A 25,017-nucleotide genomic window follows, 5' to 3' on the forward strand; every position below is an offset into this window, starting at 1 on the left:
ATGGGTTCCGCGCACCCTCATACGATTAAGGCCTGCCTAACCTAAGGGAGTTGGCCGTTGGAGACCGCAAGGTGACGCGGGGCAGGAGATTTCACCCCGTCCTGCTCGTGACACTGCTCGGCGCCGTCCTGGCCGTACTCTGCGTGCTGTCGCTGGCCCTGGGCGCGGCCAACATCCCGCCGGACCAGGTGGTGCGGGCGCTGTTCGGCGACGCGCCGAGCCGGTTCGTGGAGAACATCGTCTGGTCGGCGCGGGTGCCGCGGACCGCGCTTGCGCTCACGGCGGGCGCGGCCCTCGGGCTGTCCGGTGCGCTGATGCAGGCCCTGACGCGCAATCCGCTCGCGGACCCCGGAATCCTCGGCGTCAGCGCGGGTGCCTCCTTCGCCATCGTGGTGGCCGTCGGGGTGCTCGGGATCAACTCGCTGTACGGATATGTGTGGTTCGCGTTCGCGGGGGCCCTGACAGCCACCGTGGCCGTCTATCTGCTGGGCGGCCTCGGGCGGTCCGGGATGACACCGGTGAAGCTGGCGCTCGCCGGAGTGGCGGTCACCTCACTGCTGTGGTCGTTCACCCAGGCCATCGTGCTCACCGACGCGGACGCGCTGGACCGGTTCCGGTTCTGGTCCGCCGGGTCGCTCGCGGACGCGGACGAGGGGATGGTGTGGCGGGTGCTGCCCTTCTTGGCCGTGGGCGCGGTGCTGGCCATGGCCGCCGCCCCGGCCCTCAACAGTCTGGCCCTCGGCGACGACGTGGCGGCCTCACTCGGCCGGCGCCTCGGCCTGGTCCGGGTCCAGGGCGTCGCCGCGATCACCCTGCTGACCGGTGCGGCGGTCGCGGTGATCGGCCCGGTCGTCTTCATCGGGCTCGTGGTCCCCCATGTCGCCCGCGCTCTGGCCCAGTTGGCGGGCATCGGCCCCGACCAGCGCTGGCTGCTGCCGCTGTCCGCCGTACTCGCCCCCAGCCTGCTGCTCGCCGCCGACATCCTCGGACGCCTCGTCGCGCGGCCCACCGAGATCCAGGCCGGTGTCCTGGTGGCCTTCATCGGCGGGCCGTTCTTCATCGCCATGGTCCGCCGGCGCAATCTGGCGGAGGTGTGAGCATGACGGACCCCGGAGCCGCCCTGAAGAACCCGAAGAGCCGGAAGCCCGCGAAGGCCCCGAAGGCCCCGAAGTCCCTGAAATCCCGTCTGGAATACGGCAGTTCACCCGGCGTCGGCACCCGCTTCCGTACCTACCGGCTGACCGTGCCGCCCGTCTCCGGCGTCTTCCGTCCCCGGCTGGTGGCCCTGTGCGCGCTACTCGCCGCGGCTGCCTTCCTGCTGTTCTGCTGGGGCCTGACCATGGGCGACTACCCGATCGGCTTCAGCGAAGTCGTACGGGCCCTGACGGGCTCCGGCGACCCCGGCACCGTACTCGTGGTCCAGGAGCTGCGGCTGCCCCGCGCCCTGGTCGGACTGCTGGCCGGGATCGCCTTCGGCGTCTCCGGCGCGCTGTTCCAGACCATGACCCGCAATCCGCTGGCCAGCCCCGACATGATCGGCCTCACCCAGGGCGCGGGCGCGGCGGTGGTGGCGGGCATCGTCCTGGGCTGGGACGGCGGTCTGGGCACCCAGGGCCTCGGGCTGCTCGGGGCGCTGGCCACGGCCCTGACCGTGTACCTGCTGGCGTGGCGGCGCGGCACCACCGGATACCGGATCATCCTGGTCGGCATCGGGGTGGCCTGGATCTGCACCAGCGCCACCGACTACCTGGTGGCCAAGGGCGGCCGGTTCCAGGCGCAGGCGGCCCTCGGCTGGCTGGTCGGCAACCTCAACGGCCGTACGTGGGACCAGGTCGGCCCGCTCGCGATCGCGGTGGCCGTGCTGCTGCCGACGGCCCTGCTGCTCGGCCGGCTGCTGCGCACCCTGCAACTCGGCGACGACGTGGCCACCGGCCTCGGCACCCGCGTGCAGCCCGTACGCCTCGCCATCCTGCTCACCGGGGTCGGGCTGATCGCCTTCGCCACCGCCTCCGCCGGACCCGTCGCCTTCGTGGCGCTGGCCGCACCGCAGATCGCCCAGCGGCTGGCCGGCAGCGCCTGGCCGCCCACCGTCGCCGCCGGACTGACCGGGGCGCTGGTCGTGCTCGGCGGCGACCTCATCGCCCGTACGCTCGTCTCCGGCATGGAACTGCCGGTCGGAATCGTCACCGGCGTGCTCGGCGCTCCGGTCCTGCTCTGGTTGCTCGTCCGCGCCAACCGCGCGGGTTCAGGAGGTTGATCCCATGCCGGCCGATCCCCCGTCGACCGACCGCGCGACGGCTGACTCCCCGTCGACCGAGTTGTCGTCCGACCGCGTACCGGCCCCCGACCCGGATCTGCGGGCGAGCGGTCTGCGGCTGGCTTACGACAACCGCCTGGTCGTGGACGGCCTCGACCTGGCCGTGCCGCCCGGCCGGATCACGGCCGTCGTCGGCGCCAACGCGTGCGGCAAGTCCACCCTGCTGCGCGCCCTCGCCCGGCTGCTCGCGCCCCGCGAGGGCGCCGTCCACCTCGACGGCCGGGCGCTGCACTCCATACCGACCAGGGAGCTGGCCCAGCGCCTCGGCATCCTGCCGCAGAGCCCGCTCGCACCCGAGGGGCTGACCGTCATCGACCTGGTCAACCGCGGCCGTTCACCGCACCAGACCTGGTGGCGGCAGTGGTCGAAGGCCGACGAGGAGGCCGTGCGCGAGGCCCTGGACGCCACCGCCATGACCGACCTCGCGGACCGGCCCGTCGACGAGCTCTCCGGCGGCCAGCGCCAGCGCGCCTGGATCGCCATGGCGGTCGCCCAGGGCACCCCCGTACTGCTCCTCGACGAGCCGACGACGTACCTGGACCTGGCGCACCAGGTCGATGTCCTGGATCTGATCATCGACCTCAACCGGCGGGAGCACCGCACCGTCGTGATGGTGCTGCACGACCTCAACCAGGCCTGCCGGTACGCCGATCACCTGGTCGCCATGAAGTCCGGGAAGATCGTCGCCGAGGGGAGCCCGGCCGAGGTCATCACCGCCGAGACCGTCGAGGACGTCTTCGGCCTGAGCTGCCGGATCACCATGGACCCGGTCAGCGGCACGCCGCTGGTCATTCCGATGGGGCGCCACCACGGGGCCCCACCGCTGGAACCGGCGGCGGCGCGGACGGCCGACTGAGGACGGACGGCAGCCGTGTGGCCGCCCCGCCCCACGCCGGCAGAGCGGGGCGGGACGGGGCGGCCACACGGCAGGGCCGGTGCCGGTTATCCGGCGGTGTCCGGCACGATCGTCGTCCCGGTGCCGACGGCATCGGTCAGCCCGTCGAGCAGCGCGTGCGGCGCGCGCCCGTCCAGCACCCGAGCCGTGCGCACCCCGGCCGTGACGGCCCGCAGACAGGCCTCCATCTTGGGCCCCATACCGCCGTTCAGCTCCGGCAGCAGCCGCGCCAGCTCCCCCGCGCCGATCCGGTCGACGACCCGTTCGCTCTCCGGCCAGTCCGCGTAGAGGCCGGGCACGTCGGTGAGGACGACCAGGACCCGTGCCCCGAGCGCGGCGGCCAGTGCCCCGGCCGCCGTGTCCGCGTTGACGTTGTAGACCTGTCCGTCCTCGCCCCGGCCCACGGGCGAGACCACCGGGATGTGGCCGCTGTCCAGCAGGAGGCGCAGGACCGCGGTGTTCACCCGCGCCACGTCCCCGACCAGCCCGATGTCCACGCGCTCCCCGGCCACCTCGGCGTACCGCCGCACGGCGGTCAGGGTGTGCCCGTCCTCGCCGCTGAGCCCGACGGCGTACGGACCGTGCTCGTTCAGCAGTCCGACGAGCTCCTTCTGGACCTTGCCGGTGAGCACCATCCGTACGACTTCCATGGTCTCCGGCGTGGTGACCCGAAGCCCGTTCAGAAAGGCGGACTTGAGCCCCAGCCGGTCCAGGTGGGCGCCGATCTGCGGGCCGCCGCCGTGTACGACGACCGGCCTGACGCCGGCCCGCCGCAGCGCGATCACGTCGTCGGCGAAGGCCCGCCGGAGCGTGTCGTCGGTCATCGCGTTGCCGCCGTACTTGACGAGGACCGTGCACCCGCGCAGCGACTCCAGCGCTGCGAGCCGATCGGCGTTGATGTCCTCGGAGGGACCGGCGGGCGCCGTCGTGCCGCTCACGGGCGAGCGGTCAGGTAGCCGCCCATCGTGCGGAAATAGTCGGTCGCCGCGTGCTCGGTACCGTCCTCGGTACGCACCCGCCTGACGAGCAGCCCGCGCAGCCGGCCGCTCCTCGCCTCGGCGCCCGCGACGATGACCACTCCGTCGCCCTCGCGGATGAAGATCCGCCCCGGGGTGCCGCCGTAGCAGGCCCCCGACACCGCGGCCTCGACGATCCGGAGCCGCTCCCCGCGGTGGTGGGTGAAGGCGTTGGGGTACGGGTCGCACTGGGCGCGCACGAGCCGCTCGATGTCCTCGGCGGGCCAGGTCCAGTCGATCCGGCTGTCTTCGAGGGACCGCTTGTGGAAGAAGCTCGCCCGGCTGCGGTCCTGCGGTGTCCAGCGCGCCCGGCCGGCGGCGATCAGGTCGAGCGACTCGGTGACGACCGGCGCGATCAGGTCGACCGTGCGGTGGAACAGGTCGGTGACGGTGTCCGTCGGACCCACCGGGACGGCACGCTGCAACAGGACGTCGCCCGCGTCGAGTTCGGCGTTCATCCGGTGCGCGGTGACACCGACTTCGCGCTCGCCGTTGATGAGCGCCCAGATCAGCGGGGAGAAACCCGCGTAGGCAGGCAGCAGCGAGTCGTGCACGTTGAGCGTGCCGTGCGGCGGCAGGTCGAAGACCTCCGGGGGCAGCACGGTGCGCCAGTTGTTGGCGACGATGATGTCCGGCGCCGCGTCCTTCAGGGCGGCGAGGAGTTCCGGGTCGTCGGGCCGGTTGCGCAGCAGGACCGGGATGTCGTGCTTCTCGGCCAGCTCGGCCACCGAGTCGTCCCAGATCTTCTCGTATACGTGGTCGCTCTTGGGGTGGGTCACGGCCATGACCACCTCGTGGTCGGACTCCAGCAGAGCCTGGAGCGTGCGATGCCCCCAGGTCTGATAGCCGAACATGACGACCCGCATTGTCGATCCTCTCTTTGGACACACCATTGCAAGGTAAGGCTAACCTTATTTAACATCGGGGGCGCCTAGGGGAAGGAAAGTTGCGGTGAACGCACTGCACGACGAACCGGACGCCGTTCTCGATGTGCTCGGAATAGGTTTCGGGCCGTCAAATCTCGCACTGGCCATCGCTGTTGAGGAACACAACGCCCGAGTCGCTCCCGAGAAGCGGATCCGCGCCGGATTCCTGGAGCGTCAGCCGTCGTTCGGCTGGCACCGGGGAATGCTCATCGAAGACGCCACGATGCAGGTGTCCTTTCTCAAGGACCTGGTCACCATGCGCAATCCGACCAGCGACTTCAGCTTCCTGTGCTTCCTGCGGGAGCGGGGCAGGATGGTGGATTTTCTCAACGCGAAGACGCTGTTCCCGTTGCGGATCGAGTTCCACGAGTACTTCGAGTGGGCGGCGGCCCGGGTCGCGCACCTGGTCGACTACTCCGACGAGGTGGTGTCCGTGGAACCGGTGACGGGACCGGACGGCGAGGTTCGCTGGCTGGACGTCGTCAGCCGGGTGCCCGGTGACCCCGAGCGGACCGTCGTCCGCAGGGCCCGCAACATCTCGGTGGCCGTCGGCCTGGAGCCCCATCTGCCGCCCGACACGACCCTGTCGGACCGCATCTGGCACAACAGTCAACTCGTCCCGCACGTCCGCGAGTTGAGCGGTTCCGGCACGCCGGTGGGTCGCGTCCTGGTGCTCGGCGCCGGCCAGAGCGCCGCCGAGGCGGTCGACTACCTGCACCAGTCCTTCCCCGAGTCGGAGATCTGCGCGGTCTTCGCCAAGTACGGGTACACGCCCGCCGACGACAGCCCGTTCGCCAACCGGATCTTCGACCCGGAGGCCGTGGACGTGTACTTCCAGTCGAAACCGGAGGTGAAGCAGTCCCTGGTCGACTACCACCGCAGCACCAACTACTCGGTGGTCGACATGGATCTGATCGAGTCGCTGTACGCGACGATGTACCGCGAGAAGGTCCAGGGCAAGGAGCGCCTGCGGCTGCGCAACGTGTCCCGCATCCGGGACGTACGCAGCTTCGACGACCACCTGGAGGTCACCGTCGAGTACCTCCCCACCGGGGAGCGGGAGGTGCTCTCCGCGGACCTGCTCGTCCACGCGACCGGCTACCGGCCGAGGGATCTCGACGCGCTCCTGGGCAGGACCGCGAAACTCTGCCTGCGGGACGACAAGGACGCCGTACGCGTCGGGCGCGACCACCGCGTGGAGCTGCTGCCCGAAGTCTCGGCCGGCATCTATCTGCAGGGCGCGACCGAGCACACGCACGGTCTCACCTCGACCCTGCTGTCCACCACCGCCGTGCGCTCCGGCGAGATCCTCGACTCCCTGCTCATCCACCGCGCGGACGACTCCACCGCGCCGACCGACTCCGCCTGAGGCTCCGCCGCCGTGTGTGACGGTGCGCGTCCGCGTGCCGTCACGCCCCTTACCGCCACCCTGAAGGACAACTGATGCTCGGCTCTTCCAGAGGCACCCGCCTCGCCGCGGCGCTCACCTCCGCGATCCTCCTCCTCGCCACCGCCGCCTGCGGCTCCGACGACGACTCCGGGGCGGGCGCGGACAAGCCCGCGGCCGCGAGCGGCGCCTTCCCGGTGACCCTCGCGCACAAGTACGGCAGCACCACCGTCAAGGCCGAGCCGAAGCGGATCGTCACGGTCGGGCTGACCGACCAGGACGCCGTGCTCGCCCTGGGCAAGGTGCCCGTCGGGACCACCGAGTGGCTCGGCGGCTACAAGGGCGCCATCGGGCCCTGGGCCGCCGACAAGCTCGGCGGCGCGAAGGCCCCGGCCGTGCTGAAGGACACCGGCACCGGCCCGCAGACCGAGAAGATCGCCGCGCTCCGGCCCGACCTGATCCTCGCGGTCTACGGGGGCCTCACGAAGGCCCAGTACGACACCCTGTCGAAGTTCGCCCCCGTGGTGGCCCAGCCCAAGGAGTACAACGACTTCGGGGTGCCGTGGCAGCGGCAGACCGAGATCATCGGCAAGGCGCTCGGCCAGGACGCCGAGGCCGGGGAACTGGTAGACGGCGTCGAGGCGGACTTCAGGGCCGCGGCCGGCAAGAACCCCGCCTTCGCGAAGTCCACCGCCGTGATGGCCACCCCGTACGACGGCATCTTCGTCTTCGGCAGCCAGGACCCGCGCTCGCGTGTCCTCACCGACCTCGGCTTCAAGCTGCCGGCCGGGCTTGACAAGGTCATCGGTGACGAGTTCGGGGCCAACATCAGCAAGGAGCGCACCGACCTGCTGGACACCGACGCGATCGTGTGGATCGTCACCGACACGGCCGAGGACGAGGTCAAGCTCCACAAGAACGCCCTCTACGCCGACCTGGACGTGGCGAAGGAGCAGCGTGAGGTCTACGTCAAGGAGGCCGGCGACTACGGCAACTCCGTCTCCTTCGTGTCGGTACTGAGCCTGCCGTACATGCTCGACCGCCTGGTTCCGCAGCTGACCGCGGCCGTCGACGGCGACACCGCGACGAAGGTGACCGAGCCGACGTCCTGACGAGGGCCCGTGGTGACCCCGGTCTCAGGCCGCGCACGACGGCATCCATGGAAAGTATGATCAAAAAATGTCTGATACGACTGAACTCACGCCCGGCTGGCTGACGACCGACGAGCTCGAAATGGCGCGCGCACGCATGCCGATCCTCTACGTCGAGGCCGTACCGGTGCGAGTCGATGACAACGGCGAGGTCACCAGCATCGGACTGCTGCTGCGCATAGGGCAGGAAGGGACGGTCAGCCGCTCCCTCGTCTCCGGCCGGGTGCTGCACCACGAACGGGTCCGGGACGCCCTCCTGCGCAATCTGGAGAAGGACCTCGGCCCGGTGGCGCTGCCCCGGATCCCGACCTCCCTGCAGCCCTTCACCGTCGCCGAGTACTTCCCCACGCAAGGGGTCACGCCGTTCCACGACCCCCGCCAGCACGCGGTGTCGCTCGCCTACATCGTCCCGGTGAACGGTGACTGCCGCCCCCGGCAGGACGCCCTCGACCTGGTCTGGTTCAGCCCCGAGGAGGCCTCCTCGCCCATGGTCCAGAACGAGATGCCGGGCGGCCACGGAGTCCTCCTCAAGCAGGCCCTCGCCCATGTGGGCTGCATTTCCTGAACCAGGGGGGCGGTCACCGGCAGGTCTTGACGGCGGGAACCAAGAGGCGCAAAGTCGTACATATACGTCGTAAACGTACGGCGTTGGACGTCATATCGCACTCAGGAGTGTCGTGCCATGACCGCCGCCGGACACACTCCGTCGACGGTCCTCGTCACCGGCGGAGCCGGTTTCATCGGCAGCCACGCCTGCGTCGAACTGCTCGACCACGGCTACGAGTTGATCGTGGTCGACGACTACTCCAACAGCACACCGCAGGTCCTGGCCCGGGTGGAACGGATCGCCGGCCGTTTCGTCGGCGCCGTCTACGAGCTGGACATCCGTGATCGACGCGCCCTCTCGGCCGTCTTCGACCGACACTCAGTGGACGCCGTCGTGCACTTTGCCGCGCACAAGGCCGTGGGCGAGTCGGCACGGATGCCCGTCGAGTACTACGACACCAACGTCGGCGGCACGACCTCCCTGCTCCGGACGATGCACGAGCACGGGGTGCACCAGCTCGTCTTCTCCTCCTCCTGCTCGGTCTACGGCGACGCCGGACACGGCCCGCTCGACGAGGCCACCCCGGCCCGGCCCGCCAGTCCGTACGCGGCCTCCAAGTGGATCTGCGAGCAGATCCTCGCCGACGTCTGCCGCCGCTGCCCCGAGTACACCGTGCTGTGCCTGCGGTACTTCAACCCGGCCGGCGCCCACCCCAGCGGACTGCTCGGCGAGGACCCCCACGGCCCGCCCGGCAACCTGATGCCGTACGTGGCGCAGGTGGCCGCCGGCCGACGGGCACGGCTCAGCGTGTTCGGCACCGACTACCCCACGCCCGACGGGACCGCGATCCGCGACTACCTCCACGTCATGGACACCGTGGAGGCCCACCGCGTCGCGCTCGACCACCTCACCGACGGACCGGGCCTGCGGGTGTACAACCTGGGTGCCGGCAAGGGAAGCTCGGTCCTCGACGTCGTCGCCGCGTTCTCCGAGGCGTGCGGCAGGCCCATTCCGTACGAGGTCGCGCCCCGCCGCCCCGGGGACGTGACCGAGCTCGTCGCGGACGCGACCGCCGTGGCGCGCGCCTGGGGCTGGCGCCCCACCCGGGACCTCGCCGACATGTGCCGGGACGCCTGGCGGTTCCAGCGGCTCAACCCCCGCGGTTACGCGGGCTCCGCCCGGCGGCCGAACGCCAAGGGGTGAGGGCCTCCGGGTGCAGGCCTTCGCGTGAGGGCTTCCGGGCGAGGAGATGCGGCCGAGCACCTGCCGTGCCTACGATTTGTATCTGAATGCCCGCGTTTGACGCCTTGTTCGCGACCCGGTGTCCTCGAACTCGGGGAGGCGCTTGCCCTTGCTGCCGGCCCACCGGTTGATGGCCGTGTATATCGCGTCGGTCGGGACTCTCACCGCCCTGTACATGACCATCCCGGAGACCCGCACGCCGTTCTGGGCCGTGATCGGGCTGGGCGGTGCCGCCGCCGTACTCACCGGCGTGCACATGCACCGGCCCGCGCACCGCTGGCCCTGGTTGCTGCTCGCCGCCGGACTGCTGACCTTCGCCGCGGGTGACACGTACTACAACGTGCTGGAGGGGTACTTCGACGCGTCCAACCCGTTCCCCTCTCCGGCGGACGCGTGTTACCTCGCCACCTATCCGCTCTTCGCCGCGGGCCTGTTCGGCCTCGTCCGGTACCGCTGGGTGGACCGCGACCTGCCCAGCCTGCTGGACGCGCTGATCATCACCGCGGGACTCGCCCTGCCGGTCTGGGTCCACCTGGTGCAGCCGCTGACCCGGCTGGAGGGCCTGACCTGGCAGCAGCGCGCCATCAGCATCGCCTATCCGCTGGGCGACGTACTGGTGCTGGCGATGCTGGTCCGGCTGCTCGCCCCCGGCCCCAGGTCCGGCCGCAATCGCGCCGTTCGACTGCTCGTCCTCGGCACCCTCACGCTGCTCTGCTTCGACATCGCCTACGGGATCCTCCAGCTCAACGGAATGTGGCAGGCCGGCACTCTGCTGGACGCCGGCTGGATCGTCTTCTACACGGCCTGGGGACTGGCCGCACTGCATCCCTCGATGGCGGAACTGACCGCGTCGGAGGCCCAGCCGCAGTCCCTGCTCCCGCCCTGGCGCCGGCTCCTGCTGCTCACCGCGGCCACCCTGGTCGCGCCCGCCATCCTGCTCTACGAGGGGCTTGCGGGCAGCTTCCGCGACCCGACGGTGTTCGCCGCCTTCTCCACCGTCCTGTTCCTGCTGGTGATCCTCCGCCTCGCGGGCATGGTCGCGGCACACCGCAAGGCCGTGGCGCGCGAGCAGGCGCTGCGGGTGGCCACCGCCTCGCTGGTGGCCGCGGAAAAGCCCCAGGAGATCGCACGGTCCTGCGACACGGCGGTCACCGCGCTGTTCGGACCGAAGATCCGGCACGCGACCGTGCTGCTCTCGGCCGAACACGCCCAGGACCTGTACGCCCTCCTGGCGAACGGTCCGGCCCGCCTCGCCCTCCACCGCACCCTCCTGGTCCCCGTCGCCGGGCTGGGGCCACACCTGGCCGCCGCACTCGGCGGCCTGCCGACCGCCCTGGTGTGTCCCATGGTCCAGCCCGACCGTCCGGCGGGCGGCGAGCTGCCGGGCGCACTCCTGGCGGCCGGGCCCGAGCGTCAACTCGCCGAGATGCGCGGGTCGTTGGAGATCCTGGCCTCACACGTGGGACTGGCGACGGAGCGCATCGCGCTCCGGCAGGAGATCACCAGGCAGGAGAGCGAGGCGTACTTCCGCACCCTGGTGCGCAACGCCTCGGACGTCATCCTCATCGTCGACGACGACACGTCCGTCCGCTACGCCAGTCCGTCCGCGGAAGCCGTGTTCGGCAGCGCCCGCCTGATCGGAACGGCACTGCGGGAACTGGTGGACCCGCAGGACCGCGAGCGGGCGGACCGGACACTGGCGGGGCTGCGGAACAACGCCCGGCAGGAGGCCCACGACCACTGGTGGGTGCTGCGTGACACCGGCCGTATCGAAGTCGAGGTGCGCTGCCGTGACCTGCGCCAGGACAAGACCGTCGGCGGACTGGTCGTCACCCTGCGGGACGTGACCGAACAGCGTCAGCTGGAGCACGAGCTCACGCAGCGGGCCTTTCACGACTCGCTGACCGGTCTGCCCAACCGGACGCTGCTGCTGGAGCGGACCGAGCGCGCGCTGCTGCGCGGCCGCCGGGAGTCGACGGTCACCTGCCTGCTCTTCATCGACCTGGACGACTTCAAGATCGTCAACGACACGCTGGGCCACTCCGTCGGCGACCGGCTCCTCGGCGCCGTGGGAGAGCGGCTGTCGGAGACACTGCGCCGCACCGACACCGCGGCGCGACTGGGGGGTGACGAGTTCGCGGTGCTGATGGAGGACGCGAAGCAGCCCCTCGACGGCGAACTCCTGGCCGCACAGGTGATCCAGACCCTCAACCGGCCCTTCCAGCTGCACGAGGACTCGGTGAGCGTCTCCGCCAGCGTGGGGGTGGCCACGGCGATGGACAGCACGGGCGCCGAGGAGCTGCTGACCCACGCCGATCTGGCCCTGTACGCGGCCAAGGCAGCCGGGAAGCGCCAGTGGCGCCGCTTCCGGCCCCAGCTGCGCGTCCGTATGGCGGAGCGGCACGACCTCCAGGCGCATCTGGACCGTGCGATCGCCAAAGAGGAGTTCGCGCTGCGCTACCAGCCGGTCGTGGACATCACGGTGGGCGAGGTCGTCGGCTTCGAGGCACTGGTGCGCTGGCCGCACGCCCGACGCGGTCTGGTCCCACCGCGGCAGTTCATCCCGCTCGCGGAGGAGACCGGACACATCACCCCGCTGGGCGCCTGGATCCTGCGGAAGGCCACGGCCGACATCGCCCGGCTGCAGCACCGGGCACGGCCGTCCACACCGCCGTACCTCAGCGTCAACGTGTCCGCCCGCCAGTGGCGCGACACGGGCTTCCTGGACGAGGTGTGCAAGGCCCTCGACACCCCCGGCCTCGTCCCGGGCTCGCTGCAGCTGGAGCTCACCGAGTCGGTGCTGATGCGGCGGGACGCGCAGATCGACGCCCTGATACGGGCGCTGAAGAACCTCGGCGTACGGATCGCCGTGGACGACTTCGGCACCGGATTCTCCTCGCTGCGCTATCTCCGGGAGTTCCCCATCGACGTACTCAAGATCGACAAGACGTTCATCGACGACATCCCGCGGGACCCCCGCCAGGTCGCGCTCGTCGAGGGGATCGTCCACATCGCCGACACCCTCGGCCTCCAGGTGATCGCCGAGGGCATCGAGGAGCCGACCCAGCGAGAACTGCTGGCCGGTATCGGCTGCCGGTTCGGGCAGGGGTATCTGTTCGCCCGGCCGATGACGGTGGAGCAGGGCGAGACCGTCCTGGGGCAGCCCGGCGGGTACCGGTCACCGCCACGGCGCATCGGGGCGACGGAACGGGTGCCGATCGGCACCCGGCCGAAGGCGGCACCGGGCAGCCCCCGGGCCGCCGGCGACGGTACGCGATCCATCAGGGGCGGGACGGCCACGGAAAAGGAGCACACCATGCCCGAAACCGCTGCCGCGCCGCCGGGAGTACGGCGTGATCCACGCTGGGGCGACCTCGAACGCCTGCGCCGGACGAGCCCCATGAGCGACGCGGTCCTGGACGAGGTGCGCGGCCGGCACATCCGCAGCGGAGATCACTGGCTGATCGACTTCGCCTCCTGCAACTACCTGGGCTTCGACTGCGATCCCGAGATCATCGACGCGATCGAGCCCGCCGTACGGCAGTGGGGAACACACCCCAGCTGGTCGCGGCTGCTCGGCAGCCCGCGGCTCTACCCCGAGATCGAGGAGCGGCTCGCCGGGCTGCTCGGAGCACCGGACACGCTGCTCCTGCCGACCGCCACGCTGATCCATGCCTCGGTGATTCCCGCACTCGCCGGCCAGGGGCACGTCTTCGTCGAGGCCAGGGCGCACCGGACCGTGTACGACGGATGCGTGTCGGCCCGGGGCCAGGGCGCCACGCTGGAACGGTTCCGCGCCGACCGGCCCGACGAGCTCGACGCCCTGTTGCGTGCCGTGCCGTCCGGCCGGTCCCGGCTCGTCTGTCTGGACGGCGTCGACAGCATGAGCGGGAACATCCCCGACCTGCCCGAGCTGGCCGGCGTCTGCCGGGACCGGGACGCGACGCTGTACATCGACGACACGCACGGTTTCGGTGTCATCGGGGAGCGGCACGCGGAGGAGCTGTGCCCGTACGGGTCCCGTGGCAACGGTGTGGTCCGGCACACGGGCGAGACCTACGACGGCATCGTGCTCGTCGGCGGGTTCTCCAAGGCGTACTCGTCGCTGCTGGCCTTCATCGCGCTGCCCTCCTGGCTCAAGGACCATCTGAAGACCGCCGCGGCCCCCTATCTGTACTCCGGGCCCTCGCCGACGGCGTCCCTCGCCACGGCGCTCGCCGGTCTGGAGGTCAACGACCGCCGGGGCGACGCGATCCGCGCCGATCTGCACCGCAAGACCGCCCGGGTGTCCGACCACGTCCACGGCCTCGGTCTGGACACGCCGGGCATCCATGAGCTGCCGATCGTGGAGATCCCCCTCGTCAACGCCTCGGACCTCGAAGCGGTGGCGGGTTTCCTGTGGGACCACGGCATCTACGTGACCCTCGCGGCGTACCCGCTCGTCCCGCACGACCGGGTCGGCTTCCGCGTCCAGATCACGGCGCTCAACTCCGACGAGGACATCGACCGGCTCAACGACACCCTGAGCAGGCTCGCCGAACGCTTCGCCCTGCGCGAGAGGAGCTGAGGCCCGCATGCCCGAGCCCGCGGCAGCCGGTACCGCGCCGACCCGCAACGACGATGTGGACTGGGACAGTTGGCCCGTGCAGGACTACCTCGCCGAGAACTACCGCGAGCTGCACCCGTCCGACGCCGCGGTCATCGCCCACCACTGCGCGTTCTACCGCCCGTTCACACCGGGGAGCCTCGCACGGTCCGTGGAGTTCGGGGCCGGGCCGAACCTGTATCCGCTCATGCTCGCCGCCGCCGCGAGCCGCCGTGTCGACGCCGTGGAGGCCGGCGCGGCGAACGTCGCCTACCTGACCCGGCAGCTGCGGCGTGGCCCCGACGACAGTTGGCAGCCGTTCTACGCGCTGTGCCGACGGCTCGACCCGAACCTTCCGCAGACCCTGTCGGAGGCGCTCGCACGCGTGCATGTCGTCCACGGCGACGTCCGGGCCGTTCCGCCGGGGCGTTACGACCTCGCGTCGATGCACTTCGTGGCCGAGGGCGTGACCGAGGACTTCGAGGAGTTCACGGAGTTCTGCCGCCGCTTCGCGCACTCCGTCGTCCCCGGCGGGCGGCTGGTCGCGGCGTTCATGGAGAACATGCCGACGTACCGCATCGGTCCCGCCTCCCGGTGGCCCGGCTGCCCCGTGGACCCGGGCGTCGTCAGGAAGGTGTTCGCGCCTCTGACCGACCGGCTCGCGGTGACCCGGATCGGTGTCGATCCGACGCTGCCGGACTACGGCGACTCGGGGATGGTGCTGATGACAGGGCGAACGCCGTCTCGACCAGGGCGATATGGCTGAACGCCTGTGGTGCGTTGCCCAGTTGGCGGCCCGCGTCCGGATCCCACTGCTCCGCGAGCAGACCGACGTCGTTGCGGACGGCGAGGACTCGTTCGAAGGCCTCCCGGGCCCGTTCCGCGTGACCGGTCGCGGCGAGGGCGTCGGCGTACCACAGGGAGCACGCCACGAACGCGCCCTCGGAACCACGCATGCCGTCCACGCCGTGCACACCCCGGCCGCCCGGCGCGTACCGCCGTATGAACCCTGCGTGGTTCAGCCCCCGCATCGCCCGGACGGTGCCGCGCACCCGCTCGTCCCGGGCCGGCAGGAAGCCCAGCCGGGGAATCAGCAGGGCCGAGGCGTCCAGGACCGGTGAGCCGTAGGACTGCACGAAGGATCCCTGCTCCCCGTCCCACCCCTCCCGGCACACCTGCCGGTGCACCTCGTCCCGCATGGCCCGCCACTCGCCCGACGATCCGTTCCTGCCCAGCAACTCCCCCATCCGCAGGGCGCGGTCGGCGGCCACCCAGGCCAGGACCTTGGAGTGGACGAACTGCCGGGCCGGGCCGCGGACCTGCCACAGCCCCTTGTCGGGCTCACGCCAGTGCCGGAGGAGGTGGCCCATCAACGCCTCCACCAGACTCCACACGTGGGCCGGCATGGGGATGCCCGCCCGCAGTGACAGATGGAGTGTGTCCAGGACTTCGCCGTACACGTCCAGCTGGAACTGGCTGACCGCGGAGTTCCCGAACCGGACCGGCCGCGATCCCTCGTAGCCGGCCAGCCACGGCGCCTCGGTCTCGGGCAGGAGCCGCTGCCCGCCGACGCCGTACACGGTCTGCAGGTCGGCGGGGTCGCCCGCGATGGCCCGCACCAGCCAGTCCAGCCAGGCCGCCGCCTCGTCCCGGTAGCCGCTGCGCAGCAGGCAGGACAGGGTCAGGGTGGAGTCGCGCAGCCAGCAGAACCGGTGGTCCCAGTTGCGTTCGCCGCCGAGGACCCCGGGGAGCGAGGTGGTGGGCGCCGCGATGATGCCGCCCGTGGGCGCGTAGGTGAGCGCCTTGAGCGTGATCAGGGAGCGCACCACGGCCTCGCGCCACGGCCCCTGGTAGCGGCACCGGGCGGCCCAGTGCCGCCAGAAGTCGGTGGTCTCCTTGAGGACCGTCTCCGCCGGGACGCTCAACGGTGCGGGCAGTTCGGGCAGATGCGACGGCGACCACACCAGTGTCAGGGCCAGCCGTCGGCCGGCCTGGACGGTGAGGTCGAGGACGGTCGAGTCGCGGGCCGTCGAATCGCGGGCCGTCGAATCGCGGGCCGTCGAGTCACGGACGGTTGGATCACGCACCGCGGAGTCCGCGCCGTCGGGGGCCCGCACGGGACCGTCGGCGTTCAGCCAGACGGCATCGGGACCGGCGACGGCGACCGTGCAGCGGTCGGTGACCCGGATCCACGGCACCACGCGGCCCTGGTGGAAACGCAGCCGCAGTTCGCTGCGCATCGCCACGGAACCCGAGAGGCCCTCGACGACCCGGACGACGCACGGCAACCGGCCGCGGGGCGGCATGAAGTCCGTGACCCGCACCGACCCGCTTCCGGTCTCCCACTCCGATTCCAGGACCAGCGTGTCCGGCCGGTACGCCCGGCGCGTACAGGGGCCTCGGGCCACCGGAGAGACCCGCCAGAATCCGTTGTCCGCCGTGCCCAGCAGCGCGGCCAGGCAGGCCGGCGAGTCGAACCGGGGCAGGCACAGCCAGTCGATGGACCCGTTCCTGCCGACCATGGCGGCGGTTTCCAGGTCACTGATGAGGGCGTAGTCCTCGATGCGTGAGTTCATGATCGGAATTACGCCGTCGTACGCTTTGCCGCTCTTCCAGGATACGGCGATCCTTGGTGATATACGCCTTTAATCCCCTCGTGGAAGTGATCGGTATGAGGCCACTGAGGATCGAGGGAGCGTGGGTTCACGAGCCCCGGGTGTTCGCCGACGGCCGGGGCTCCTTCGTCGAGTGGTTCGGCGGCGATGCCTTCCGCGAGGCCGTGGGTGTGGACCTCCGGCTCGCCCAGGCCAACTGCTCGGTGTCCCGGCGCGGTGTCGTCCGCGGCGTCCACTTCGCCGATGTGCCCCCGGGCCAGGCCAAGTACGTGACGTGCGTCCGCGGTGCCGTGCTCGATGTGGTGGCCGACCTCCGCACCGGCTCGCCCACCTTCGGACGGTGGGACGCGGTACGGCTCGACGACAGCCGTCGTTGTGTCTTCCTCTCCGAGGGCCTGGGTCACGCCTTCATGGCCCTGACCGCCGAGAGCACCGTCGTCTACCTCTGCTCCGAGGGGTACGCGCCGCTGCGCGAGCACGGCATCCATCCGCTGGACGCGACGCTCGGCATCGACTGGCCCGTCGACCGGCCGCCCCTGCTGTCCGACAAGGACGCCGCCGCGCCCACGCTCGTCGAGGCCGGGCGCAGGGGGCTGCTGCCCTCCTACGCGGCGTGCCGTGCCCATCGGCTGCGTTCGGCGGCCCGTAGCCCGGGGAACGCCTCCACCAGGGCGTAGCACCAGTGGCGCGGCGCCGGCAGTCCGGCGTCCGGCCAGCGGCCGTGGCCGAGCACGCTGTAGGCGGGGCGTGCCGCGGGACGCGACAGGTCGGTGCTGGAGGCGGGGTGCACGCGTGCCGGGTCCGCGCCCAGCAGCCGGAACACCTCACGCGCCAGGCGGTGCCAGGTCGCCTCGCCGCTGTTGGTCGCGTGGTACACGCCGGGTGGCGCGATGCCCGCCCCGGCCGCGTCGCCCAACAGGATCAGCCCGTCGGCGACATCCCCGCTCCAGGTGGGCTGCCCGCGCTGGTCGTCGACGACGTGGAGGGTGTCCTGGACCGCCTCCCGTGCGATCACGGTCCGGACGAAGTTGCGGCCGCCGGCCCCGTACAGCCATGCGGTACGGACCACGTGGCCGGTGTCGGGAAGCGTCGCCAGGACGGCCCGCTCCCCGGCGAGCTTGGTCCGCCCATAGGCGGTGCGCGGGTCCGGGGTGGCCGTCTCCGCGTACGGCCTGTCGCTGTCACCGGCGAAGACGTAGTCGGTGGAGAGGTGGAGCAGGATCGTGCCGTGGGCCCGGCAGGCCTCGGCGAGCCGGGCGGGGCCGTGGCCGTTCACGGCGAGCGCCGCCGCCTCGTGGGACTCCGCCGCGTCCACGTCCGTCCAGGCGGCGCAGTTCGCCAGGACCGCGGGGCGGTATCGGTCCAGGGCCGCCCGCACCGCGTCCCCGTCGGTGATGTCCAGTCGGCGGTGGTCCGCGGCGACGGTGTCCACCTTGCGGGCCGTCAGCCGGGAGACGAGGTCCCGGCCCAGCATGCCGTCCGCCCCGGTGACGAGCCACGGGCGGGTCATGCCGCCCATCTCCCGGTCCGCCCGCGCAGCGGCTCCCACCAGGAGCGGTGCGTCCGGTACCAGTCGACGGTCTCCGCGAGCCCGGTGGCGAGGTCCTTGCGGGGTGCGTAGCCGAGTTCCGTACGGATCTTCGTGAAGTCGACCGAGTAGCGGCGGTCGTGACCCTTGCGGTCCTCGACGAACGTCACCGACTTCCAGTCGGCGCCGCACTCTCGCAGCAGCAGTCCGGTCAGCTCCCGGTTGGAGAGTTCGTTGCCGCCGCCGATGTTGTAGACCTCGCCGGGGCGGCCGCCGGTACGGACGAGCTCGATGCCCCGCACGTGATCATCGATGTGGATCCAGTCGCGGACGTTCAGACCGTCGCCGTAGAGCGGTACCGGCCGGCCGTCCAGCAGCCGGGTGACGAAGAGGGGGATGACCTTCTCGGGGAACTGGTGGTGTCCGTAGTTGTTGGAGCACCGAGTCACCCGTATGTCCAGGCCGTGGGTGCGGTGGTGGGCCAGCGCGAGCAGGTCGGACGAGGCCTTGGACGCGGCGTAGGGCGAGTTGGGCCGCAGTGGGTCGGTCTCCGGCCAGGAGCCCTCGGCTGTCGACCCGTAGACCTCGTCGGAGGAGATGTGCACGAAGGTGCCCAGGCCGTGGCGCAGGGCCGCGTCCAGCAGGATCTGGGTGCCCAGCACGTTCGTACGGATGAACGCGTCGGCGTCCAGGATGGACCGGTCGACATGGGACTCCGCGGCGAAGTGCACCACCTGGTCGTGCTCGGAGACCAGCTTGCCGACGAGCTCCGGATCGCAGGTGTCTCCCCGGACGAAGGCGAAGCCGGGCGCGTCGCGGACCTCGTCCAGGTTGGCGGGGTTGCCGGCGTAGGTGAGTTTGTCGAGCACGGTGACCGCCACGCCGGGCGGGCCGTCCGGGCCCAGCAGCGTACGGACGTAGTGCGAGCCGATGAACCCGGCTCCACCGGTGACAAGAACGCGGGTCGTGCTCATGACGGGATCTGCACCTTGCTGTGGTCGCCGAGCACCAGCCGGTGCACGGAGGGGGTACGGGGAGCGGGGCTCACCTCGACGTTGTGGCCGATCAGCGAGACCTCGATCCTTCGCATGCCGACGATGGACGCCTGCCGCAGCACGATCGAGTACTCGATCTCGCTCTCCTCGATACGGCAGTCCTCGCCGATCGAGGTGAACGGACCGACGTACGAGTCGGCGATCACGGTTCCGGCGCCGATGACGGCCGGGCCGACGACCCGGCTGGTGAACACCTTGGCGCCGTCCTCGATCCTGACCCGGCCGATGATCTCGCTCGCCCCGTCCACGCTGCCGTCGATCCGCGGTTCGAGCGTTTCCAGGACGGAACGGTTCACTTCCAGCATGTCGGTGACGTTCCCGGTGTCCTTCCAGTATCCGGAGATCGTCGTGGAGCGTACGTCCCGGCCGTGGCCGAGCAGCCACTGGAGTGCGTCCGTGATCTCCAGCTCGCCGCGCCGCGACGGCCCGATGGAACGTACGGCTTCGTGCACGGCGGGAGAGAAGAGGTAGACGCCGACCAGCGCCAGATCGCTCCTGGGCCGCTGCGGCTTCTCCTCCAGGCCCACCACCCGGCCCCGCGCGTCGAGTTCGGCGATGCCGAAGGCGGTGGGTTCGGGCACATGGGTCAGCAGGATCGCCGCGTCGGGCCGCTCGCGGCGGAAGTCGTCGACCACGCCGGAGATACCGCCGACGATGAAGTTGTCGCCGAGGTACATCACGAAGTCGTCGTCACCGAGGAAGTCCCGGGCGATCAGGACGGCGTGGGCGAGGCCGAGCGGGGCCTCCTGCGGAAGGTAGGTCACGTCCAGACCGAACCGCGACCCGTCGCCGACCGCCTCGCGGATCTCCGGCTCCGTGTCGCCGACGACGATGCCGGTCTCCGTGACACCGGCGGCGGCGATGGCCTCCAGGCCGTAGAACAGCACCGGTTTGTTGGCCACCGGCACCAGTTGCTTCGCCGAGGTGTGGGTGATCGGGCGGAGCCGGGTGCCCGCTCCGCCGCACAGCACGAGTGCTTTCATGAGGGCCGCCCCACTGCGGATTGCTCCTGCGGTCGTACGAGCGTGTCCGGCTGCGACAGGAACCAGTCGACGGTGTGCCTCAGCCCTTCTTCCAGGGGCACCCGCGGGTGCCAGCCGAGTCCTTCGCGGGCCCGGGTGATGACGGGGCGGCGGCGGACCGGGTCGTCGACGGGCAGCGGCAGGAAGCGCAGCCCGCTGTCCGACCCGGTGATCAGCAGCACCAGCTCGGCGAGCTCCCGCACCGTCCGCTCCCCCGGATTGCCGAGATTGAACGGGCCCGGCTCCCGCGCGTCGATCATCGCCACCAGACCGCGGACCATGTCGTCCACGTAGCAGAAACTCCGTGTCTGGCCGCCGTCTCCGAAGAGGGTCAGCGGTTCTCCCCCGAGGGCCTGCCGGATGAGGGTGGAGACCACCCGGCCGTCGTGCGCGCGCATCCGGGGGCCGTACGTGTTGAAGATCCGGACTATGCCGACATCGGCCCCCCGGCTGCGCCGGTACGCCATGGAGAGGGCCTCGGCGAAGCGCTTGGCCTCGTCGTAGACGCTGCGCGGCCCGATGGGATTGACGTTCCCCCAGTAGTCCTCGTCCTGCGGGTGCACCGCGGGGTCGCCGTAGACCTCGCTGGTGGACGCCAGGACGAAGCGCGCCCGGTGGCGCAGGGCCAGCCGCAGCAGGTTCTCGGTGCCGCGGCTGCCCGCGGCCAGCGTCTCCAGCGGGAGACGGGCGTAGTCGGACGGCGACGCGGGGCTCGCGAGATGGACGACGGCGTCGATGTCCCCGGAGGCTCTGAACGGGACCGTGACATCGCACGGGGTGCAGTCGAAGCCGGGCGCGCTCAGGAGGTGCGCGATGTTGGCCGACCGGCCCGAGGAGAAGTTGTCCAGGCAGCGGACGCTGTCGCCTCTGCGGACCAGCGCTTCGCACAGATGCGACCCCAGGAAGCCGCTTCCGCCGGACACCACGACACGCATGGACTCCTCCTGCCGGTCAGCCGAGCCGCGGACGGCCCGGCGCGCGCAGTGTCCAGCCCGCCGCGCGCCAGGCCGCCGGATCAAGGGTGTTGCGGGCGTCGACCAGGGCCGGGACGCGGACCACCGTGGCGAGGGCGGCCGGGTCGAGCTCCTGGTACTGGGGCCATTCGGTGAGATGCAGGACGACATCGGCCCGCTCGCACGCCTTGGTCACATCGAGTGCGAACTGAAGCGCGGGGTACGCGGCCCGGGCGTTGTCGACCGCCTCCGGGTCGTGGACGCGGACCTGAGCGCCTCGGCGCCGGACCGTGTCCGCGACCGCGAGCGCCGGCGAGTCCCGTATGTCGTCGCTGCGGGGCTTGAAGGCCGCCCCGAGCACCGCGACGTTCCGGTCCGCGAAGGACCCTCCGGCGAGCCGCTGCGCCAGGTCGACGGTGCGCAGCCGCTGCCGCGTGTTGATCTCGTCCATCTGCCGGAGGAAGGCCACCGACCGCCCGAGGCCCAGCTCCTCGGCCCGGACGGTGAAGGCCCGGATGTCCTTGGGCAGGCAGCTACCGCCGAACCCGAGGCCGGGGGCCAGGAAGCGGGAACCGATGCGGGAGTCCCGGCCCATCGCCTCGGCCAGGGTGAGCACGTCGGCGCCCGTGCCGTCGCAGATCTCGGCCATGGCGTTGATGAAGGAGATCTTGGTGGCGAGGAAGGCGTTCGACGCCAGCTTGACCAGTTCGGCGGTGGCCGGGTCGGTGCCGATGAACGGGGTGCCGGCGTCCAGCAGGGGCGCGTAGATCTCCCGCAGCCGCGCCTCGGCGTGCTCCGAGCGAGCACCCACCACGATACGTTCCGGCCGCAGGGTGTCCTGGACGGCGCAGCCCTCCCGCAGGAACTCCGGGTTCCAGGCGAGGTCGGCGTACGGAGCGGCCGCGTGCAGCCGCCCGGCCAGCCGGTCCGCCGTACCGACCGGCACGGTGGACTTGCCGGTCACCAGGACCCGCTCGTACCACCTGTCGCGCAGATACGGCGCCAGGCCGTCGACGGCGGCCTCGACGTGCCGCAGATCGGCGGCGCCCGAGTCGGGGTCCTGCGGGGTGCCGACACAGATGAAGTGCGTGTCGCCGAACCGGGCGGCCTCGGCCAGTGAGGTACTGAAGCGCAGCCTGCCCGTGTCCACCGCCCTCATGAGCATCTTGGACAGGCCGGGCTCGAAGAACGGGGGCCTGCCGCCGGTCAGCGCGGCGATCCGCTCCGGGTCGATGTCGACGCCGAGGACCTCGTGCCCGATGTCCGCCATGCAGGCGGCGTGGACCGCTCCCACGTATCCGGTGCCGATGACTGTCAGACGCATGTCGATCTCCGTGGTCGGCGCGTGGTCGACGCGGTGGGGTAGGCGGGCGGAGCGGGGTCGGGCCCGAGGTCGGGCAGGCCCAGCAGGCTGCGGTAACAGGCGTCGACGGCCGCGCACATGGTCTGCGGCGCGAAGGTGGTACGCACCCGCCGGCACCCCTGCCGTCCCATCGCGGCGGCCTCGATGGGGTGGTCGAGGAGCCAGCCGACCGCGCGCGCCGCGTCCTGCGGGTCGGCCGGGGCCACCAGCAGACCCGTGGCACCGTGCTCCACCAGATCGGGTACTCCGTTGACGGCCGTCGCGACGACCGGGCGGGCGGTGGCCAGCGCCTCGGTGAGCGCCCTGCCGAGACCTTCGTACAGCGAGGTGATCACGAAGACGTCCAGACCGGCCACCAGCCGGGCGGCGTCCCGGCGGTGACCGGTGAGCGTCACGTCGACGTCCAGTTCCGAGGCGAGCCGGCGGACGTCCGCCGCCAGTGGTCCGTCGCCGATCATCACGAACGCGGTGCCGGGGCGCTCGGCACGGATCGCGGCCGCCATCCGGACGAAGTCCAGGGGTGCCTTCTGGGTGTCGATCCGGCCGACGGTGCCGATGAGGGACGTCCGGCCCGGTACCGCGAACTCGCGGCGGACCGCTGGCGCGAAGCGCTCCGGGATGTGTCCCAGGTCCACCGCCGACGGCACCACATGGACGCGGCCAGGCGGCGCCAGGCGCTCTTCGACGGCCTGTTGTGCCACCCGTGGGGCGACGGCGAGGAATCCGTGGGTGAAGCGCCGCGTCGCCCGTTCCAGACCGCGGTACGCCAGGCGCCGGGGGCGGGACATGTACGGGTGGAAGCTGAGGCCGTGGAAGGTGTGCACCACCACCGGTGTGCGGCACAGCCGTGCCGCGAGCCGGCCCAGGAATCCGCCCTTGGCCGAGTGGGTGTGCACGACGGTGAACCGCTCCCGGCGGATGAGGCGCACCAGCCGCCACAGCACCAGCAGGTCCGCGGGCGTCAAGGTGTGCCGGAACCCCCGCACCTCGACCGTGTGCAACCCGGCGGCGCGCGCCCGTTCCCAGAGTTCGCCGCCCGGCACTCCGGCGATCCACACCTCGTACCGCCCGGGGTCCATGCCCTCGGCCGACAGCAGGGTGTTCGCGCCGGCTCCCGCCCGGAACCGGGTGATGACATGCAGGACCTTGATGCGGGGAAGCACCGGCGGCCGGGGCAGCTTCGCCGTCGGCGCCACCTGCGAGGGTGCGGCGGGCCAGCGGACGGCCGGGCCGGGCCGGCCGTCCGGTTGGCCGGAGTCGGGGACGAGGGTCCCGTTCCGCATCGCCGATCACCACCGATGGACAAAGGGGTATATTTACGTTGTATACGTACAGCATCACCCCGGATGTGACTCAGGTCAATCAGGTGGTTCAGGTCAAGTGGAGGAACGGCGATGGCCCTGGCCGATCCGGAGACGACCAGGCGGCTGCTGGTGTGCCCACGCTGCCGGTCCGGGCTGACGGACACCACGGGCGGGCTCAACTGCACCGTGTCCACCTGCGCTTACCGCTCTCCCGGAGCTTTCCCCATGGCCGGGCGGTGGCCGGTCCTCGTCGACTTCGAGCGCAGCGTCGTGGACTGCGGGGAGGCGGTGCGAACGGCCGACCGTACGGACACCGCGCGACCGGGACCCGCCGGAGGCGCCGATGCCCTGCCCGCCCTGCTGCGCCGCGTCTTCAAACCGCCCAACCGGATCGCGGCCCAGAACGTGGATCTGCTGCTGCGGAGTCTTCCCGGCCCCGCGCCGACACTGCTCGTCGTCGGTGGCGCCACGGTCGGCAACGGCGTGAACGCGGCCTATCACGATCCGCGGGTCCAGGTGATCGGCTTCGACATCGTCGGCAGCCCGGTGACCCAGTTCATCGCGGACGCCCATCAGATCCCGCTTCCCTCGGCGAGCGTCGACGCGGTGCTGGTGCAGGCCGTTCTGGAACACGTGCTCGATCCGCACCTGGTCGTCGCCGAGATCCACCGGGTACTGAAGGGCGGCGGACTCGTCTACGCGGAGACCCCGTTCCTGCAACAGGTGCACGCCGGCGCCCACGACTTCACGCGCTTCACCGCGAGCGGCCACCGCTACCTCTTCCGGCGGTTCGAGGAACTCGCCGCGGGTCCCGTCGCGGGCCCGGGCACCCAACTGCTGTGGAGCGTCGACCACTTGGTTCGTGGCCTGACCCGCTCCGCCCTCGCGGGCCGCGCGGTGCGGGGGCTGATGTTCTGGCTGCGCGCTCTGGACCGCCTGGTCCCGCCGGAGTACGCGACGGACGACGCTTCGGCCTTGTTCTTCCTGGGGCGCAGGAGCGACCGGGAGCTGACGGCTCAGGAGATTGTCGCGTACTACCGCGGGGCCCAGGTGTCCGCCTGACTCGCCTGACTCCGGATCTGCCCGACCGACGCCGGATCGGCGCGACGCC

At 71.3% G+C, this 25,017-nt stretch carries 19 protein-coding genes and 1 pseudogene; 11 read left to right on the forward strand and 9 right to left on the reverse strand.

Annotated elements, in window-relative coordinates:
• Nucleotides 1-101: 101 nt before the first annotated feature.
• From AB0I18_RS09190 to AB0I18_RS09200, 3 genes are read left to right on the forward strand one after another with little or no spacing between them, the layout of a single operon-like run.
• Nucleotides 102-1,097: an iron chelate uptake ABC transporter family permease subunit gene (locus AB0I18_RS09190; RefSeq protein WP_363104843.1), complete on the forward strand. Its 996-nt coding sequence runs from the start codon at nt 102-104 to the stop codon at nt 1,095-1,097.
• A gap of 2 nt (nt 1,098-1,099) precedes the next feature.
• Nucleotides 1,100-2,257 (forward strand): iron chelate uptake ABC transporter family permease subunit, encoded by a 1,158-nt coding sequence (locus AB0I18_RS09195; RefSeq protein ID WP_363104761.1) that lies wholly within the window; start codon nt 1,100-1,102, stop codon nt 2,255-2,257.
• A gap of 4 nt (nt 2,258-2,261) precedes the next feature.
• Complete coding sequence (locus AB0I18_RS09200; RefSeq protein ID WP_363104762.1) at nt 2,262-3,173, forward strand: ABC transporter ATP-binding protein; 912 nt, start codon at nt 2,262-2,264, stop codon at nt 3,171-3,173.
• Between the two features lie 86 nt (nt 3,174-3,259).
• Here the strand turns inward: AB0I18_RS09200 and argB are convergent, their stop codons facing one another.
• Together argB and AB0I18_RS09210 are read right to left on the reverse strand one after the other, a co-directional pair.
• A complete protein-coding gene (gene argB / locus AB0I18_RS09205; protein ID WP_363104844.1) occupies nt 3,260-4,111 on the reverse strand; it encodes an acetylglutamate kinase in 852 nt (283 codons plus the stop codon).
• A gap of 35 nt (nt 4,112-4,146) precedes the next feature.
• On the reverse strand, nt 4,147-5,094 hold the full coding sequence (locus AB0I18_RS09210) for a methionyl-tRNA formyltransferase (RefSeq protein WP_363104763.1): 948 nt from the start codon (nt 5,092-5,094) through the stop codon (nt 4,147-4,149).
• Nucleotides 5,095-5,179: 85 nt separating this feature from the next.
• Between AB0I18_RS09210 and AB0I18_RS09215 the strand changes: the two genes are divergently transcribed.
• The 6 genes and pseudogenes from AB0I18_RS09215 to AB0I18_RS09240 form a co-directional block, all read left to right on the forward strand.
• The gene (locus AB0I18_RS09215) at nt 5,180-6,523 is read left to right on the forward strand and encodes a SidA/IucD/PvdA family monooxygenase (RefSeq protein WP_363104764.1); all 1,344 of its coding nucleotides are present in this window, start codon (nt 5,180-5,182) and stop codon (nt 6,521-6,523) included.
• Nucleotides 6,524-6,597: 74 nt separating this feature from the next.
• On the forward strand, nt 6,598-7,653 hold the full coding sequence (locus tag AB0I18_RS09220; protein WP_363104765.1) for an iron-siderophore ABC transporter substrate-binding protein: 1,056 nt from the start codon (nt 6,598-6,600) through the stop codon (nt 7,651-7,653).
• Nucleotides 7,654-7,720: 67 nt separating this feature from the next.
• Nucleotides 7,721-8,257: an NUDIX hydrolase family protein gene (locus AB0I18_RS09225; protein ID WP_363104766.1), complete on the forward strand. Its 537-nt coding sequence runs from the start codon at nt 7,721-7,723 to the stop codon at nt 8,255-8,257.
• A gap of 117 nt (nt 8,258-8,374) precedes the next feature.
• Nucleotides 8,375-9,442 (forward strand): UDP-glucose 4-epimerase GalE, encoded by a 1,068-nt coding sequence (gene galE / locus AB0I18_RS09230; protein WP_363104767.1) that lies wholly within the window; start codon nt 8,375-8,377, stop codon nt 9,440-9,442.
• Between the two features lie 169 nt (nt 9,443-9,611).
• Nucleotides 9,612-14,048, forward strand: a complete 4,437-nt coding sequence (locus AB0I18_RS09235) for an aminotransferase class I/II-fold pyridoxal phosphate-dependent enzyme (protein WP_363104845.1) — start codon at nt 9,612-9,614, stop codon at nt 14,046-14,048.
• A 7-nt stretch (nt 14,049-14,055) separates the two neighbouring features.
• Nucleotides 14,056-14,799 (forward strand): annotated as a pseudogene (locus AB0I18_RS09240) (class I SAM-dependent methyltransferase); the annotation flags it as partial.
• On the opposite strand, the gene AB0I18_RS09245 reads toward AB0I18_RS09240, so the two are convergent.
• Entirely contained in the window at nt 14,693-16,642 is a 1,950-nt protein-coding gene (locus AB0I18_RS09245; protein ID WP_363104768.1) for a glycoside hydrolase family 15 protein, read from the reverse strand. The pseudogene AB0I18_RS09240 and the gene AB0I18_RS09245 overlap by 107 nt on opposite strands.
• A 95-nt stretch (nt 16,643-16,737) precedes the next feature.
• On the opposite strand from AB0I18_RS09245, the gene rfbC reads away from it, so the two are divergent.
• Complete coding sequence (rfbC, locus tag AB0I18_RS09250) at nt 16,738-17,358, forward strand: dTDP-4-dehydrorhamnose 3,5-epimerase (protein WP_363104769.1); 621 nt, start codon at nt 16,738-16,740, stop codon at nt 17,356-17,358.
• On the opposite strand, the gene rfbD is transcribed toward rfbC, so the two are convergent.
• Genes rfbD through AB0I18_RS09280 form a run of 6 tightly spaced genes read right to left on the reverse strand, consistent with a single transcriptional unit; the run spans nt 17,286 to nt 23,885 of the window.
• Nucleotides 17,286-18,191, reverse strand: a complete 906-nt coding sequence (gene rfbD, locus AB0I18_RS09255; RefSeq protein ID WP_363104770.1) for a dTDP-4-dehydrorhamnose reductase — start codon at nt 18,189-18,191, stop codon at nt 17,286-17,288. The genes rfbC and rfbD overlap by 73 nt on opposite strands.
• Nucleotides 18,188-19,183 carry a dTDP-glucose 4,6-dehydratase gene (rfbB, locus tag AB0I18_RS09260; RefSeq protein WP_363104771.1) on the reverse strand — a complete coding sequence of 332 codons (996 nt, stop codon included), beginning with the start codon at nt 19,181-19,183 and terminating at the stop codon, nt 18,188-18,190. Before rfbB ends, rfbD begins: the two co-directional genes overlap by 4 nt.
• Entirely contained in the window at nt 19,180-20,247 is a 1,068-nt protein-coding gene (locus AB0I18_RS09265; protein ID WP_363104772.1) for a glucose-1-phosphate thymidylyltransferase, read from the reverse strand. The genes rfbB and AB0I18_RS09265 overlap by 4 nt, the downstream gene beginning before the upstream one ends.
• Nucleotides 20,244-21,221 (reverse strand): UDP-glucuronic acid decarboxylase family protein, encoded by a 978-nt coding sequence (locus AB0I18_RS09270; protein ID WP_363104773.1) that lies wholly within the window; start codon nt 21,219-21,221, stop codon nt 20,244-20,246. Before AB0I18_RS09270 ends, AB0I18_RS09265 begins: the two co-directional genes overlap by 4 nt.
• A 16-nt stretch (nt 21,222-21,237) precedes the next feature.
• A complete protein-coding gene (locus tag AB0I18_RS09275) occupies nt 21,238-22,563 on the reverse strand; it encodes a UDP-glucose/GDP-mannose dehydrogenase family protein (RefSeq protein ID WP_363104774.1) in 1,326 nt (441 codons plus the stop codon).
• On the reverse strand, nt 22,554-23,885 hold the full coding sequence (locus AB0I18_RS09280; protein WP_363104775.1) for a glycosyltransferase: 1,332 nt from the start codon (nt 23,883-23,885) through the stop codon (nt 22,554-22,556). The genes AB0I18_RS09275 and AB0I18_RS09280 overlap by 10 nt, the downstream gene beginning before the upstream one ends.
• Nucleotides 23,886-23,996: 111 nt before the next feature.
• Here AB0I18_RS09280 and AB0I18_RS09285 point away from each other — a divergent pair, with 111 nt between their 5' ends.
• Nucleotides 23,997-24,968, forward strand: coding sequence for a class I SAM-dependent methyltransferase (locus tag AB0I18_RS09285; RefSeq protein ID WP_363104776.1), 972 nt, complete (start codon nt 23,997-23,999; stop codon nt 24,966-24,968).
• Nucleotides 24,969-25,017 lie beyond the last annotated feature (49 nt).

The sequence above is a fragment of the Streptomyces sp. NPDC050704 genome, from assembly GCF_040654355.1.
Taxonomy (GTDB): domain Bacteria; phylum Actinomycetota; class Actinomycetes; order Streptomycetales; family Streptomycetaceae; genus Streptomyces.

Excerpts from the sequence above, each read along its gene's own strand:
- AB0I18_RS09200 (WP_363104762.1), top strand. The coding sequence starts at position 2,262 with ATGCCGGCCGATCCCCCGTCGACCGACCGCGCGACGGCTGACTCCCCG.
- rfbD (WP_363104770.1), bottom strand. The coding sequence starts at position 18,191 with ATGACCCGCCCGTGGCTCGTCACCGGGGCGGACGGCATGCTGGGCCGG.
- AB0I18_RS09195 (WP_363104761.1), top strand. The coding sequence starts at position 1,100 with ATGACGGACCCCGGAGCCGCCCTGAAGAACCCGAAGAGCCGGAAGCCC.
- AB0I18_RS09220 (WP_363104765.1), top strand. The coding sequence starts at position 6,598 with ATGCTCGGCTCTTCCAGAGGCACCCGCCTCGCCGCGGCGCTCACCTCC.
- rfbB (WP_363104771.1), bottom strand. The coding sequence starts at position 19,183 with ATGAGCACGACCCGCGTTCTTGTCACCGGTGGAGCCGGGTTCATCGGC.
- AB0I18_RS09245 (WP_363104768.1), bottom strand. The coding sequence starts at position 16,642 with ATGAACTCACGCATCGAGGACTACGCCCTCATCAGTGACCTGGAAACC.
- AB0I18_RS09280 (WP_363104775.1), bottom strand. The coding sequence starts at position 23,885 with ATGCGGAACGGGACCCTCGTCCCCGACTCCGGCCAACCGGACGGCCGG.
- AB0I18_RS09265 (WP_363104772.1), bottom strand. The coding sequence starts at position 20,247 with ATGAAAGCACTCGTGCTGTGCGGCGGAGCGGGCACCCGGCTCCGCCCG.
- AB0I18_RS09285 (WP_363104776.1), top strand. The coding sequence starts at position 23,997 with ATGGCCCTGGCCGATCCGGAGACGACCAGGCGGCTGCTGGTGTGCCCA.
- AB0I18_RS09270 (WP_363104773.1), bottom strand. The coding sequence starts at position 21,221 with ATGCGTGTCGTGGTGTCCGGCGGAAGCGGCTTCCTGGGGTCGCATCTG.
- AB0I18_RS09235 (WP_363104845.1), top strand. The coding sequence starts at position 9,612 with ATGGCCGTGTATATCGCGTCGGTCGGGACTCTCACCGCCCTGTACATG.
- AB0I18_RS09275 (WP_363104774.1), bottom strand. The coding sequence starts at position 22,563 with ATGCGTCTGACAGTCATCGGCACCGGATACGTGGGAGCGGTCCACGCC.
- galE (WP_363104767.1), top strand. The coding sequence starts at position 8,375 with ATGACCGCCGCCGGACACACTCCGTCGACGGTCCTCGTCACCGGCGGA.
- AB0I18_RS09225 (WP_363104766.1), top strand. The coding sequence starts at position 7,721 with ATGTCTGATACGACTGAACTCACGCCCGGCTGGCTGACGACCGACGAG.
- rfbC (WP_363104769.1), top strand. The coding sequence starts at position 16,738 with ATGAGGCCACTGAGGATCGAGGGAGCGTGGGTTCACGAGCCCCGGGTG.
- AB0I18_RS09210 (WP_363104763.1), bottom strand. The coding sequence starts at position 5,094 with ATGCGGGTCGTCATGTTCGGCTATCAGACCTGGGGGCATCGCACGCTC.